Genomic DNA, 13,319 nt, shown 5'->3' on the forward strand with positions numbered 1-13,319 from the left:
GCGGCCGCTAGATCGTGTCGTCTGCCGCGATCAGGTCCATCTGCCAGAACCGCCCGTCCGGATCCTCGTCGTCGTGCGCCTCGTCGGCGGCCGACAGGACCTCGTGGATCTTCACCATGACGTCGTCGAACTCAGCCTCGGTGAGTCGGATCGTGCGCTGTGTGAACGCGGCATGGATCTCGGTCGTCCGGCCGGCGACATACTCGGGCGTCCAGGCGATCACGCGCCGGATCAGTTCCTGATGATCGTCGGCGAGCGCCGCGATCACCGCGGTGCCCAGGGCTTCGTCGGCGACGGGGCTCTCCGGGCCGCCGACGTTGAGCGCCCCCTTCCGAGCGGTCCACACCCGGTCGCGGCGGTCGCGCGCCTTCTCCGGCGCCTCCTCGATGAGGCCGGCATCCGCGAGGGTGCGCAGGTGGAAGCTCACGCTGTTCGCCGGAACAGCGAGCTCGGCCGCGGCATCGGCCGCGCGGATGAACTCGCGGCGGGCGATCAGTCGCAGGATGCGGCGCCGCAGCGGGTGGGAGTACGCCTTCAGCATCGCCGAGGTCATCCACTGCGGATCCTCGTCCGATCCCGTCACCGCATCCGCCGCCATGTCCCGATCATACCTGCACCCAAACTTGCGCAATTAAACTTGCGCAAGTGTTCTTGCACATCTATCCTCGGATCATGAGCACGACGAGCGCCCCGCACCGCCTCTGGCGCAATCGCCGCTATCTCACGTGGCTCGTGAGCGATACGAGCAAGGGCCTCGCCGCGTCCCTCTTCGGCTTCGCGATCCCCCTGCTCGCGCTCATCGTGACGAACGACCCCGCGCAGGCCGGCATCATCGGCGGAGCGGGCATGGTCGCCCGGCTCCTCATGACCCTCGCCGGCGGCATCCTCGCCGACCGTCACCGCCGCATCGCCCTCATGATCCTCGGGTCGCTGATCGGCATCGTGCTCGCCGGCGGCTTCACGCTCCTCGCCCTCGGCGATGCGCTCACCTTCGGCTCCCTGCTGGTCATCGACATCCTGCTCGCCGCGCGCAGCGGGCTGTTCGACGTCGCCGGCGAGAGCGCGATCAAGGAGATCGTGCCGGATGAGGCGATGGGACGCGCGCAGGCCGCGAATCAGGGCCGGGATGCCGCGCTGCAACTGGCCGGCGGCCCGATCGGCGGACTCCTGCTCGGCGTCGGCGGGTGGCTGGTCGGGGTCGCGATGACCCTCTGTCACCTGGTCGCCGCCGTCACGGCCTGGATGCTCGGCCGCGAGGCGCGCCGCGCCGGGATCGTGGATGCCGGAGCCGAGAGCGACACCTCCGCGAGCGCGGACGAGGCGAAGGCGAAACCGAACGCCTGGGCCGAGCTGCGCGAGGGCTTCGGGTGGCTGATGTCCCGCCCCGACCTCGGCGGCGTGCTGCTCATCATCACGATCATCAACCTCGGATTCAACGCGGCGACCACGGCGGTCATCTACTCCCTGCAGCAGGAGGGATACCCGGAGATCCTGATCGGCGGGATGACCGCGGCGGTCGGCGCGGCCATGCTCGCCGGCGCTGTCGTCGCCCCGCTGCTCGTGCCCCGGGTGCGGGCCGGGGTCTTGGCGATCATCGGGCTGTCGTCCGCGGCGGCAGGTTCCGTCGTCCTCTCGATGGTCACCGAACCCTGGGCGATCGTCGTGGTGCTGGGAGCGGCGGTGCTGATGCTCCCCGCCCTGAACGCCGGGATGATGGGCTACTTCATGGTCGCGACGCCGACCCACCTGCTCGGGCGGGCGAACAGCGCCGCCGGCGTGCTCGGCATGGGCGCCCTGCCGCTCGCGCCGCTCATCGCCGGCTTCGGCCTCAGCTGGCTCGGGCGGGAGTGGACGCTCCTCATCTGCGCAGGGCTCTGCCTCGTCGCGGTCGCCCTCGCCCTGGGCAACCGGGCGCTGCGCGCGCTGCCCGTCGAGTCGCAGTGGGCCGCGCACGCGAAGCAGTACGAATCGGCCTGACGGGCCTCGGTCGCGATCCGGTCAGAGCGCGCCGGTGAGGGCCGCGATGCCGAGCAGCACCGAGACCAGCGCGAGCACGAGGGCGATCGAGATGAGCACGACGTGCACCGTGAGGAACGTCGTCGCCTTGCCGTTCTCGTCGCGCGCACGCGGATCCCTCGCGACCCGCTTGTAGAACTGCGGCCACACGATGGCATTGAAGGCGGCATTGAGGAAGAGCACGATGGCGAGGGGGATCACTCCTCCACCGTAGCGACGGAATTCTTGGACGCGGACATGTATCAGGATGCTCTTGCCGTGCTCCTGGTAGGTGTGATCACAATGGGCTTCATGATCGACGGTGCACCCGGCGCCGCTCTCGATCCTGCATCGGGCGGCGGCCCTGCACGCTGGGAGCGAGCCGCAGACCTGTTCGACGCATGGCGCGAGGGCGACGGTCACGCGATGGACGAGCTCGTGCGTCTGATGACGCCCGTGCTCTGGCACGTCGTGCGCGCCTACGGGCTCGAGCGCACGCTCGCCGAGGACGCCGTGCAGACCACCTGGCTGCAGCTGGTGCGCGGGCACGGCTCGATCGCGGACCCGCGGGCGGTGTCGGCCTGGCTCACCACCACGGCGCGACGCGAGGCCTGGAAGGTCGGCAAGGCGCACGGCCGCGTGGACACGACGGATGCCGATGACCTCGATGCCCTGCTCCCCGAGCAGGCGTCCGCCGAAGAACACGCGGCCACCGGCGACGAGAACCGCCGGCTCTGGTCGGCGGTGCAGCGCCTTGCGGAACGCTGCCAGCGGCTGTTGCGCGTGATCGCGTTCGACGACCGGCCCGACTACGCACGGATCGCGGCGGACCTCGGGATGCCGGTCGGCAGCATCGGACCGACTCGCAACCGCTGCCTCGCCAAGCTGCGCGCCCTGCTGGACGCACCTCCGACGCCGAAGACGGGAGGACTCCCATGAGCGACCACGAGGACGCCGAGGTCTTCGCCCGCCTGCGCACGCTCTGGCGCGAGGTCGACCCGATGCCCGCCGATCTGATCGACCGCATGGTGGCCGCGGTCGCCGCCGACGGCCTCACGCGGGAGTACGCGCTCCTCACCCTGGTCGAGGGTGAGCTCGGCGCCGTGCGCGGAGACGCGGATGCCCTCACCCTGCAGTTCAGCGACGGCACCACCAGCATCCTGCTGCACGTCACGACGACGGCGACGGGGCGACGGAGGGTCGACGGCTGGGTCGATACGGCCACCGCCGAGATCGTCCTGACCCAGGGGGAGAGGTCGGTGTCGACGTCACCCGCCGAGACCGGGCGCTTCGTGTTCGACGAGGTGCCGCCCGGTCTCACCCGCGTGCGACTGACGACGGGCGAGGGCGACGCGGCGCGCACGCTGGCGACCCCGCAGTTCGAGCTGTGAGCACGGGCGCTGCCCGTCGATGACACCGCGGGGCGACCCGCACGGAGAGGATGATCCATGGAGCAGCCCAAGGGATGGACCTGGCAGGACCGCGCGGAGGGGTCGGTGCGTCGCGGCACGGCCCTCGACCCGAGCCTCGAGCCCGTCGACGGCATCCGCGCGTTCCCCACCGCCTATCTGCCGCAGCGGCTGCTGATCACGCGGACCGATGACGATCAGGAGGCGTACGACCAGGAGGTGCGCACGCTCCGCGATGCCGCCGACACGTTCGGCTGGCAGCTCGAGATCGAATCCGAGGCGCGGAGGACCGTCGATCTCGTCCCCGGTGTACCCGGATTCCGGCGCGCGTACCTGACGACACCCGACGAGCCGAGCCGCGGTGAATCGCCCGTCGCACCCGACGCCTGGCGGGTGCTGCAGCGCGCGCGACGCATGTCGCGCTCGACGATGCCGCGCACGAGCCTCGAGCACGTGCTGTCGATCGACCCGGTCGGGCTCAACCCCTTCACGCGCACCAACCCGTTCACGCGGACGAACCCGTTCACGCGCACCAACCCGATCCGCGGCGCCGGAGCGGGCGGCAGCGACGACTACCTCGAACCCGGTCGCGGCGCACGGCAGCCGGTCAGCTGGCTGGGACCGGCTCCGCAGCGCGGGCCCGACCCGAAGCGCGGTCGGCGACCGGTCGTCGCGGTGCTCGACACCGGCTGCGGTGAGCACGCCTGGCTGCCCGCCGACATCGTCACCCGTCAGGTCGAGCTCGACGGCGTGCCCGTCGGCCTGACCGATGACGCCGATCCGGAGCGCTACCCCGATCTGTACGGTCAGCTCGACGGCGAGATCGATGCCGTCTCGGGTCACGGCACGTTCATCGCGGGCATCGTTCGGCAGGCGGCGCCGGATGCCGACATCCTCTCGGTGCGCGTCGCCGGAGCCCTCGGCGTGATCGATGAGAGCGCCCTGCTGATCGCCGTCTCCCAGGTCGTCGAGCTGCTGCGCCGGCATCGCGCGGATCCGAGCACGGGCTTCCCGATCGACGTGCTCAACCTCTCGCTCGGGTACTACCACGAGACCCCGACCGACGGACTCTTCAGCATGACGCTGTACGCGCTGCTGGCGACAGCCCGCGCGCTCGGCTGCGTGGTCGTGTGCTCGGCGGGCAACGACGCGATCGACCGTCCGTCGTTCCCCGCGTCCCTCTGGCCGTGGCCCGGATCCGACAACGGCATCCGTCCCGACGACGCGGCGCCGCACGTCTCGGTCGGCGCGCTCAACCCGTCGGCGCAGTCGGTCGCCCTGTTCTCCAACGTCGGCCCGTGGGTGCAGACCTATGCCCCGGGGGCGTCCGTGGTGAGCACGTCCCCCGCCTTCGTCGGCGGCGAACAGGCGACCTCGAGGGCCGACCTCGACGGTCTCCGCCGCGAGACTCTCGATCCGGACGACTACCGCGGGGGCTTCGCGGTGTGGAGCGGCACCTCGTTCGCCGCCCCGTACGTCGCCGGGCGCATCGCAGCACAGCTCGGCACCGTGCCCGTCGAAGGAGTGAAGACGGATGCCGCCGCCGCGGCCGTGGCGGCCGTGCTCAAGAGCCTCCCCGCCCCGGTCGATCGGGACTGACGCCGCGGCATCCGCTCGGCGTGGGGTACGCAGGGCGCCCGCGCTCTTCCGCCGAACCTCGGCGCACGGCATCCTGGACGGATGCCCCTGTCCGCGAGCGAGCTGCACCGGCGCGGCGTCGAAGCGGCGAACGCCCGACGTTTCACGCAGGCGCGGCGTGCGCTCGACGCGGCCTCCGCGCGCACGGACGACCCCGATCTGCGGGCCCGGATCGACGGGACGATCGCGTACGTGCTCGGCCAGACCGGTGAGCCGGCCGCGGCCGAGCAGCTGTGTCGCGCGGCGCTCGCCCGCCCGGGCCTGACCACCGGGACGATCACGGTGCTCAGCGGTCAGCTCGGCACCCTCCTCTCGCACGCCGGTCGGCTGGAAGAGGCCGAGACGACGCTCACGCAGGCGATCGACGCACTCACGGCCGTCGGCGCCGAGACGATCGAGCTCGCCAACTGCCTGATGAACCGCTCTGTGGTCCGGATGCAGCGGCACGAGCTCGACGCGTGCACCGCCGACCTCCGACGCGCGGTCGCCGTGTACGAAGCCGCCGATGCGGCGGAGCCCCTCGCCGAAGCGCGACACAACCTCGGCTATGCGGCCCTGCTCGGCGGAGACCTCGTCACCGCGCTGACCCTCATGACACGCTCCCGTCCGACCCTCGCTGCGACCAGCGATCTCGCCGCGGCGATCAGCGACCTCGACCGCGCCGAGGTGCTCCGAGACGCCGGCCTCACGACCGAGGCCGAGACGCTGCTCGCGCAGGTCGCCCGCGAGTTCGGGGCGCAGCGCATGCGCCAGGCGCGCGGAGAGGCGGAGTTCCATCGCGCGCGGTCGCTCCTGCGCCACGATCCGGCCGCCGCGGAGCGGGCCGCGCACACGGCCCTGCGACGCTTCACGGCGCTGGACAACCACGCGTGGGCCGCGCGCGCCGAGGCCGTGCGGCTCGAGGCGCAGCAGCGGGCACGGCCCCGGAAGCCTCCCGGCGCCGCGGAGTTCGTGCGCGTCGCGAAGACGCTGGAGCGCAGCGGATTCCGCACCGAGGCTGCAGGACTCCGACTCAGCGCGCGACGGGACGGAACAGGACGGATGCCGCGGGTCGACCCCGCGGCACCGACCCCCCTGCGCCTGCACGCCCACGAGGTGCGGGCGGCTCGGGCCGCCGCAGCGGGACGCGACCGGGATGCGCTCCGTGCCGCGGCCGAGGGTCTCGACCTGCTCACGGCATGGCAGCGGTCGTTCGGCGCGCTCGACCTGCAGGCATCGATCGCGATGCACGGGAGCGACCTGATGTTCGCGGGGCTCTCCGCCGCCGCACGCCTCGGCGATCCAGCGGTGCTGTTCGAGTGGTCGGAGCGGGCGCGGCACCTCAGCCAGCAGGTCGCGCCGGTGCGCCCGCCGCACGAGGAGGACCTCGCGGTCGACCTCGCGGAACTGCGGATGCTGCGCGCCGAGCTCGCCGGCCAGGACTGGACGACCGACGCCCGAGTGCGGAGTCTGCGCGATCGCGTGCGCGAGCGGCAATGGGCGACGACGCGGTCCGGCGGCACCCGCGACCGGCTCGGGCTGGCCGAGGCGACGGCCTCGCTCTCCGGCGACACCGCCGTGCTCTCGTACGTGTTCACGGGCACCGATCTGCTCGCCGTCGTGGTGACGGCGTCCGGGGCGACGGTCGTCGGCCTCTCCTGGCCGCGCGTACGCGCCGCGCTCGACGGGCTGCGCGCCGACCTCGACATGGCCGCACTCACGCGCGGCGGCGTGATGGGTCCGGTGACCGAACGGGCGCTCGCGGCACGGCTGCGGCTGCTCGACGCCGAGCTCCTCGCCCCCGCGCGCGGTGCCGCCGTGGACGCCGACAAGCTCGTGATCACGGTACCCGGCGCGCTGGGCGGCGTGCCCTGGGCGATGCTGCCCGGCATGGTCGGCGTCGCCTTCACGCTGGCGACGTCGGTGTCACGCTGGCGGGCCGTTCACGATTCAGTCCGAACTCGCGTCCGACTCCCGGAATCCGCCCCCACGGGCGATGGCGAGCAAGTTCTTGCTGAATTGCGTGCGCTCGGTCGCGGTGCCCGCTCGGCGCAGGTCGGCTTCGCGGCGGGTCCGCGGGTTCCTCGTGCGGGCGAGGAGGTGCGTCGGGCGGCGGGCGCCTGGCCTGCGGACGCCACGGGGATCCTCGAGGGACCCGACGCGACGGTCGCCGCCGTGACAGCCCTCGCCGCCGAGGTCGACCTGCTGCACATCGCCGCCCACGGTCGGCACGCCGTCGACAACCCGCTGTTCTCCGGCTTCGAGCTGACCGACGGCACGCTGTTCGGCTACGACGTCGACCTCATCCCCCGCGTGCCGAGCACGGTCATCCTCTCGGCGTGCGAGCTCGGCCGCTCATCGATCCGGTGGGGCGAGGAAGCCCTCGGGATGACGCGGGTCTGGCTGCACGCGGGGGCGGAGTGCGTGATCGCCGCCCCGGTGGCCGTGCCCGACGACGTCGCCTGCGAGCTGCTCGGCGCCGTGCATGCCGGGATCGCCGGGGGCGATGCTCCTGCGGTCGCACTGGCCACGGCATCCGACTCCACCGGCCTGCGAGCGCCGTTCCAATGCCACGGGAACGGATTCTGACCTTTTTCTCCATTCGATGTATCAGAACCGATGCGGGGCGCTCCTGTCTTTCAGAAGGTGCCATGCGAAGGACCTCGAAGGTGTGAGGTGCGAGGAGGCGCAGTCGGCTGGGGACATCCGCTCGCTGGGGAGCGCGGATCCGACACGACACCCTCTGCTCTGGGAGCGCCGCGGCTGGGAGGCCGCGGCGCTCTCGCAGGGCCTCGGCGATCTGGGGACGCCGGGGCCCTTCTGCGTGCCGCCGGATCTTCACATTTCTTCGCGCAGGGGTTTGTTGCACCTAGGGTAAAAAGGTCGGCGCACCCCCGGACACATATCCCCGCCTACGTCTATACGCATACTGCGCCGGCATGGAGGTTCCATGTTTTTCCAACGACTGACGGATCATGCTCGTCGTCACAGCACGTGGTGGAGCGTCGTGAGCGCTCTCCTCGTGATCACCACCTTCTGCGGTCACTACTCCCTGACCCAGAGCGTCGCGACGCCGGCAGCGGCGCACTCCGCCGAACCGACGGCAGCGCCGACGGCTCAGCCCACGCACACCCCGGAGCCCGCACCGACCCAGGCACCGAAACCGACGCCGACGCCGATACCGACGGCGGCACCCACCCCTGTCCCGGAGCCCGCACCGGCACCGACCCCTGAGCCGGAACCCGCACCGGAACCCGCGCCCGAACCCGCACCGGAACCGGCGCCGGTTCCGGTGGCGACGGATGCCGATTCCGCCGCGGCGGCCGAGGTGCTGCGGCTGGTCAACGTCGAGCGCGCTGCAGCCGGCTGCGCGGCCGTCACGGTCAACCCCGTCCTCGCGGAGGTCGCTCGCGCGCACAGCCAGGACATGGCGGATCAGGGGTACTTCAGTCACACGTCACTCGACGGCCGGTCCCCGTGGGATCGCCTCGAGGCGGCCGGCTACTCCGACGGAAGCGGCGAGAACATCGCGGCGGGTCAGAGCACGGCGCAGGACGTGATGTCGAGCTGGATGAACAGCGAAGGGCACCGCGCCAACATCCTGAACTGCAGCAGCACGACGATGGGAGTCGGCATCGGCCACGGCGGCTCGTACGGCATCTACTGGACGCAGGTGTTCGGCCGCTCCTGACGGTCAGCGCTCTTCTCAGGAACGTGCAACGAGGGTCCGGGGCCACGCGGCCTCGGGCCCTTGTCGCGCGAGGGCTCAGGCGAGCAGTACCTCGTGTCCGGCTTCGCGGAGAGCGTCGACGACGTCGGCATCCGCTCCGGCATCGGTGATCACGGTGGGGAACAGATCCACCCCGCCCACGGCGGCGAACGCCACGATGCCGAGCTTGCTGCCGTCGGTGACGACGACGGCGCGGCGAGCGCGCTCGGCCATCATCCGGTTCACGGCGGCCTCGCGCTCATCCTGCGTGGTGGCTCCGGCGTCGGCATCCATCCCGTTGACCCCGATGAAGGCGATGTCGAGGCGCACACCCCGCAGCAGCTGTTCGACGAAGGGACCGACGAGCTCGTAGCTGCGCGAGTGGATCACCCCGCCGGTCACCACGACCTTGATGTCGGGGCGCGTGGCGAGCTGCGCGGCGATGTTCACGGCATTCGTGACGACGGTGATGCCGCCGTTCGCCGCGAGATCGTCACGGGCGGCGAGAGCCGCCGCGATCGCGGTGGTCGTGGTGCCGCCCGACAACCCGACGACGGTTCCCGGTGCGACGAGCGCGGCGGCGGCCTGTGCGATGCTCGCCTTCTCATGGGCGCGCAGGTGGCTCTTGTAGCGGATGGGCAGCTCGTACGCGACGGTCTGCGCGACCGCACCGCCGTGCGTGCGGGTGAGCAGCCGCTGCTCGGCGAGACTGTCGAGGTCGCGCCGCGTGGTCGCTGCCGACGCCCCGAACCGGTCCACGAGCTCATCGATCGTGACCTCGCCGGCTTCGGCGAGCAGATCGAGGATCGCGTTGAGCCGCGCCGCCCTCTTCATCCCGCCACCGTATCGCTCCCGGTCAGCGCGAAGAGACGCAGCATCCGCGCGGCCTCGGCGGCGAGGGCGTCGCGCGCAGGCGCGAGGTACTTCCGCGAGTCGACCAGCCGCTCGTCGGCGGCCAGCTTCTCGCGGATCGCGCGCGTGAAGAATCCGTTGAGATGCGTGGAGACGTTGATCTTCGTCATCCCCGCGCGCACCGCGGCGGCGATCACGGCATCCGCCACCCCCGACGACCCGTGCAGCACCAGCGGCACGGGCAGAGCGGCGCGCAGCCGGGCGATCAGATCGAGATCGAGCGAGGCGGTGCGGTCGGTCATGGCGTGCGAGGAGCCCACGGCGACGGCCAGGGCGTCGACGCCGGTCGCGGCGACGAAGGCCTGCGCCTCGTCGGGGTCGGTCCGGACACCGGGCGCATGCGCTCCATCCTTGCCCCCGACCTCGCCGAGCTCGCCCTCCACGTAGACGCCGGCCGCATGCGCCCGGGCCGCGACCTCCGCCGTGAGCGCCACGTTCTCGTCGTAGGGGAGCGCACCGCCGTCGAACATCACGGAGCCGAACCCGAGGGCGATCGCCTCGTCGACGAGCTCCGGACGCTCGGCGTGATCCAGATGCACCGCGACCGGCGTCTGCGCGCGCCGGGCGATCGCGAGCGCGGCCAGCGCGACCGGCTCGAGCCCGCCGTGGTAGTCGGCGCAGTTCTGCGAGATCTGCAGGATGACCGGAAGCTGCGCGAGCGCCGACGCGCGCACGAGCCCCTCTGCCGTCTCGAGGTGGATGACGTTGAACGCGCCGATTCCGGTGCCGGCGGCGGATGCCGCGGAGACGAGTTCGCGGGCGGAGACGAGGGTCACGAAGGGTCCTTTCAGGACGATGCGGGCCGGAACGATGAAGGATCGGGGTGGGTGACACGGAGCTGCTGCTCGAGCGCGGTCCACTGCGGGGAGATGTCGCCGGCGAGGGGCATCAGCACGGCGGCGGCCGACCATGCCGTGGCCCGGCGGAGGATCTGCTCGGGGTCGCGGACCCCGGCCGCGTAGAGCACGGCGCAGGCTGCCACGCCGGCGTCGCCGGCACCCGTGGGGTTGCCGGCCAGCGGCTCGTCGAGACGGGCGTGCACGAGCTCGGATGCCGTGACGGCGAGCATCCCGTCGACACCGAGAGACAGCAGCACCAGTTCGGCGCCGCGGTCGATCAGCGATCGCGCGCCCTCGACCGGGTCGGCGATGCCGGTGGCCTCCGCGAGCTCGGCCGCGTTCGGCTTGAGCACGGTCGCGCCGGCATCCGCGGCGCGCAGGAGCGCAGGACCGGACGTGTCGGCGATCACCGGCACACCGGCATCCTTCCCGACCGCGATCAGCATGGGGAGCAGCGGGTCGGGTGCGCCGGGCGGCAGGCTTCCGGAGACCACGAGCACTCGCGCGCTGGGCAGCCGCTCAACGACCTCGGCGAGCACCGCCGCCCACTCGACGTCGGTCGGGTTCACGCCGCGCTCGTTGACGATCGTCGTGTCGCCGAGCGTCTCGTCGACCACCGCGATGCTGCGGCGGGTCTCGGCGGCGACCGGGACGAGCGCATGCGGGACGCCGCTCGCGCCGAGCTCGGCAGCGAACTCGTCGCCGACGCGCCCGCCGATCGTCGTGACCGCGAGCACCTGCTCGCCTTCCGCGTGCGCGACCCGCGCCACGTTCAGTCCCTTGCCGCCCGCCCGGGCGATGCCGGCATCCGCGCGATGCGTGCCACCCTCGACGAGCCGATCGACGCTCCAGGTGAGGTCGAGCGCCGGGTTCGGGGTCACCGTCAGGATCACGTGAGCTCCCTCGCACGCAGCGCGGCGCCGAGGAGCCCCGCGTTGCCCGAGAGCTCGGCCGGAACCAGTTCCGGGATGCGGTGGAAGCTCAATCGCGCCGCGAGCCGACCGCGCAGCTCGTCGAACAGCGCGCCGCCGGCGCGGGAGAGCCCCCCGCCGATGACGACGGCCTCGGGGGCGACGACGGCCGTGAGCTGTGCGAGCGACATGGTCAGCGCGTCGAGCGCCGAGTTCCAGATCTCGGCGGCGACCTCGTCACCGGCGGCGGCACGGGCGATGACGTCCTTCGCACCGTCGGGAACCACACCGGTCGCATCGCGGTACCGTCGCGCGATCGCTCCGGCAGAGGCCACCGCCTCGAGGCAGCCGCGGGCCCCGCACGCGCAGATCGGCCCGTCGGCGATCGGCGAGTGGCCGATCTCGCCCGCGTACCCGCCGGCGGTGTAGGGCACCCCGCCGACGAGCAGAGCGCCGGCGATCCCCGTTCCGATCACGAGCACGACCGCGTCGGCGTAGTCGCGGGCACCGCCGAGCCGGCGTTCGGCCCAGCTCGCGGCACGCACGTCATGGTCGAAGGCGACCGGCAGCCCGAGTCGGGCGGTGGCGAGATCGCGCAGCGGGGAGTCATGCCACCCCAGGTTGCTGGCGAACACGCCGAGTCCGGCATCCGCATCCACGATCCCCGGAACGACCAGACCCGCCGCCATCGGCACGACATCGGGGTGCGCGGCGCGGAGTTCGCCCGCCAGCACCTCGAGGCGCTCGAGGAGCACGTCGGTGCGGTCTCCCTCGGCGACGGGGGTCGGCGTGCGCCGCAGCCCGAGCGCGTTGCCCTCCGCATCGAACAGCGCGGACTTGATGTCGGTGCCGCCGACGTCGAACGCCAGCACGGGAGAACCCGCGCCCAGCGTCCGCACGGCGGCGAGTCTCTCGCCCGCAGCGTCGCGCTCGACGTCGGCGACGGATGCTGCGCCGTCAGGTCCGGTCATGGATGGATCCGCTCATGCATCCAGGATGACGGATCGGGTGAGGTTGCGGGGCTGATCGGGGTCGAGGCCGCGGGCGACGGCCCGGTCGAGAGCGAGGCGGTGCAGACGCACGAGGTCGGCCATGGGGTCGATCGCACGGTGCTCGAACCGTGCCCCGGTCGCCGTCACCTGTGCGGCGAGTCCCTCAGGAGCAGCGCCGAAGTGCCAGGTCACGCGGCCGGGAGCGGCGATCGCGATCGGACCGTGACGGTAGTCCATCGAGGGGTAGGACTCGGTCCACGACTGCGAGGATTCCCGCAGCTTCAGCGCGGCCTCGTGCGCGAGACCGGTCGCCCAGCCGCGACCGAGGAACGTGTACTGCTCGGCATCGCGGAGATCTTCGTCGTCGGTGTCGGCCAGCACCGAGGCCGCGTCGGCGATCGCCGCGGTGAGGTCTTCGCCGAGAGAGGCGCGGAACAGGGCGAGCGCCGTGGTCGCGAAGCGGGTCTGCACGACCGAGGTCTCGTCGGCGAACGGCAGCAGGACGGCCTCGTCGACCATCGAGACGAGCGGCGAAGTCGGGTCGCCGATCACGCCGATGGTCGGGATGCGCCCCTTGATGCGCTCGACGAGCTCGAGCACCTCGGTGGTGGTGCCGGAGCGGGTGAGTGCGACGACGGCGTCGTACCCCCGATCGACGAAGGCCTCGGAGGCGGCGAAGGCGTCGGTCTCGCCCTGACCGGAGGTCTCGCGCAGGGCGGCGTAGGACTGCGCCATGAACCACGAGGTGCCGCATCCGACGACGGCGACGCGGGCCCCGGGGGCGGGAAGCAGACCCTGCTCGGCCTTGAGGTCGGCGGCGGTCGCCCAGGTCTGGGGCTGCGAGTGGAGCTCTTCGCGCATGTGTGCGCCGGGCAGCGATTCGGTCATCGGGGTGCCTTTCTCGGGCGGTCGTTGCATAGTTGTGATTGTTTAAG

At 72.1% G+C, this 13,319-nt stretch carries 13 protein-coding genes; 6 read left to right on the forward strand and 7 right to left on the reverse strand.

Annotated elements, in window-relative coordinates:
• Positions 1 to 7 precede the first annotated feature (7 nt).
• Positions 8 to 598: a helix-turn-helix domain-containing protein gene (locus DC434_RS15690; protein WP_116636234.1), complete on the reverse strand. Its 591-nt coding sequence runs from the start codon at positions 596 to 598 to the stop codon at positions 8 to 10.
• Positions 599 to 672: 74 nt separating this feature from the next.
• On the opposite strand from DC434_RS15690, the gene DC434_RS15695 reads away from it, so the two are divergent.
• Complete coding sequence (locus DC434_RS15695; protein ID WP_116636235.1) at positions 673 to 1,977, forward strand: MFS transporter; 1,305 nt, start codon at positions 673 to 675, stop codon at positions 1,975 to 1,977.
• A gap of 21 nt (positions 1,978 to 1,998) precedes the next feature.
• On the opposite strand, the gene DC434_RS15700 is transcribed toward DC434_RS15695, so the two are convergent.
• Positions 1,999 to 2,217 (reverse strand): hypothetical protein, encoded by a 219-nt coding sequence (locus tag DC434_RS15700; protein WP_116636236.1) that lies wholly within the window; start codon positions 2,215 to 2,217, stop codon positions 1,999 to 2,001.
• Between the two features lie 90 nt (positions 2,218 to 2,307).
• Between DC434_RS15700 and DC434_RS15705 the strand changes: the two genes are divergently transcribed.
• The 5 genes from DC434_RS15705 to DC434_RS15730 all read left to right on the forward strand — a co-directional run bounded on the left by DC434_RS15705 (position 2,308) and on the right by DC434_RS15730 (position 8,712).
• A complete protein-coding gene (locus DC434_RS15705; protein WP_243408968.1) occupies positions 2,308 to 2,934 on the forward strand; it encodes a sigma-70 family RNA polymerase sigma factor in 627 nt (208 codons plus the stop codon).
• On the forward strand, positions 2,931 to 3,386 hold the full coding sequence (locus DC434_RS15710; protein ID WP_116636238.1) for a hypothetical protein: 456 nt from the start codon (positions 2,931 to 2,933) through the stop codon (positions 3,384 to 3,386). Before DC434_RS15705 ends, DC434_RS15710 begins: the two co-directional genes overlap by 4 nt.
• Before the next feature lie 57 nt (positions 3,387 to 3,443).
• The gene (locus DC434_RS15715; protein ID WP_116636239.1) at positions 3,444 to 5,003 is read left to right on the forward strand and encodes a S8/S53 family peptidase; all 1,560 of its coding nucleotides are present in this window, start codon (positions 3,444 to 3,446) and stop codon (positions 5,001 to 5,003) included.
• A gap of 81 nt (positions 5,004 to 5,084) precedes the next feature.
• On the forward strand, positions 5,085 to 7,610 hold the full coding sequence (locus tag DC434_RS15720) for a CHAT domain-containing protein (RefSeq protein ID WP_116636240.1): 2,526 nt from the start codon (positions 5,085 to 5,087) through the stop codon (positions 7,608 to 7,610).
• A 418-nt stretch (positions 7,611 to 8,028) separates the two neighbouring features.
• Entirely contained in the window at positions 8,029 to 8,712 is a 684-nt protein-coding gene (locus tag DC434_RS15730; RefSeq protein ID WP_207769984.1) for a CAP domain-containing protein, read from the forward strand.
• Between the two features lie 75 nt (positions 8,713 to 8,787).
• On the opposite strand, the gene DC434_RS15735 is transcribed toward DC434_RS15730, so the two are convergent.
• Genes DC434_RS15735 through DC434_RS15755 form a run of 5 tightly spaced genes read right to left on the reverse strand, consistent with a single transcriptional unit; the run spans position 8,788 to position 13,272 of the window.
• Complete coding sequence (locus DC434_RS15735; protein ID WP_116636243.1) at positions 8,788 to 9,564, reverse strand: DeoR/GlpR family DNA-binding transcription regulator; 777 nt, start codon at positions 9,562 to 9,564, stop codon at positions 8,788 to 8,790.
• Positions 9,561 to 10,418: a class II fructose-bisphosphate aldolase gene (locus DC434_RS15740; RefSeq protein WP_116636244.1), complete on the reverse strand. Its 858-nt coding sequence runs from the start codon at positions 10,416 to 10,418 to the stop codon at positions 9,561 to 9,563. The genes DC434_RS15735 and DC434_RS15740 overlap by 4 nt, the downstream gene beginning before the upstream one ends.
• An 11-nt stretch (positions 10,419 to 10,429) precedes the next feature.
• Positions 10,430 to 11,374, reverse strand: coding sequence for a 1-phosphofructokinase family hexose kinase (locus DC434_RS15745; protein WP_116636245.1), 945 nt, complete (start codon positions 11,372 to 11,374; stop codon positions 10,430 to 10,432).
• Positions 11,371 to 12,363: an ROK family protein gene (locus tag DC434_RS15750; protein ID WP_116636246.1), complete on the reverse strand. Its 993-nt coding sequence runs from the start codon at positions 12,361 to 12,363 to the stop codon at positions 11,371 to 11,373. Before DC434_RS15750 ends, DC434_RS15745 begins: the two co-directional genes overlap by 4 nt.
• 12 nt (positions 12,364 to 12,375) lie before the next feature.
• Positions 12,376 to 13,272: a sugar isomerase gene (locus tag DC434_RS15755; RefSeq protein ID WP_116636247.1), complete on the reverse strand. Its 897-nt coding sequence runs from the start codon at positions 13,270 to 13,272 to the stop codon at positions 12,376 to 12,378.
• Between the last annotated feature and the right edge of the window lie 47 nt (positions 13,273 to 13,319).

Source organism: Microbacterium sp. TPD7012 (assembly GCF_003075395.1).
Lineage (GTDB): Bacteria > Actinomycetota > Actinomycetes > Actinomycetales > Microbacteriaceae > Microbacterium.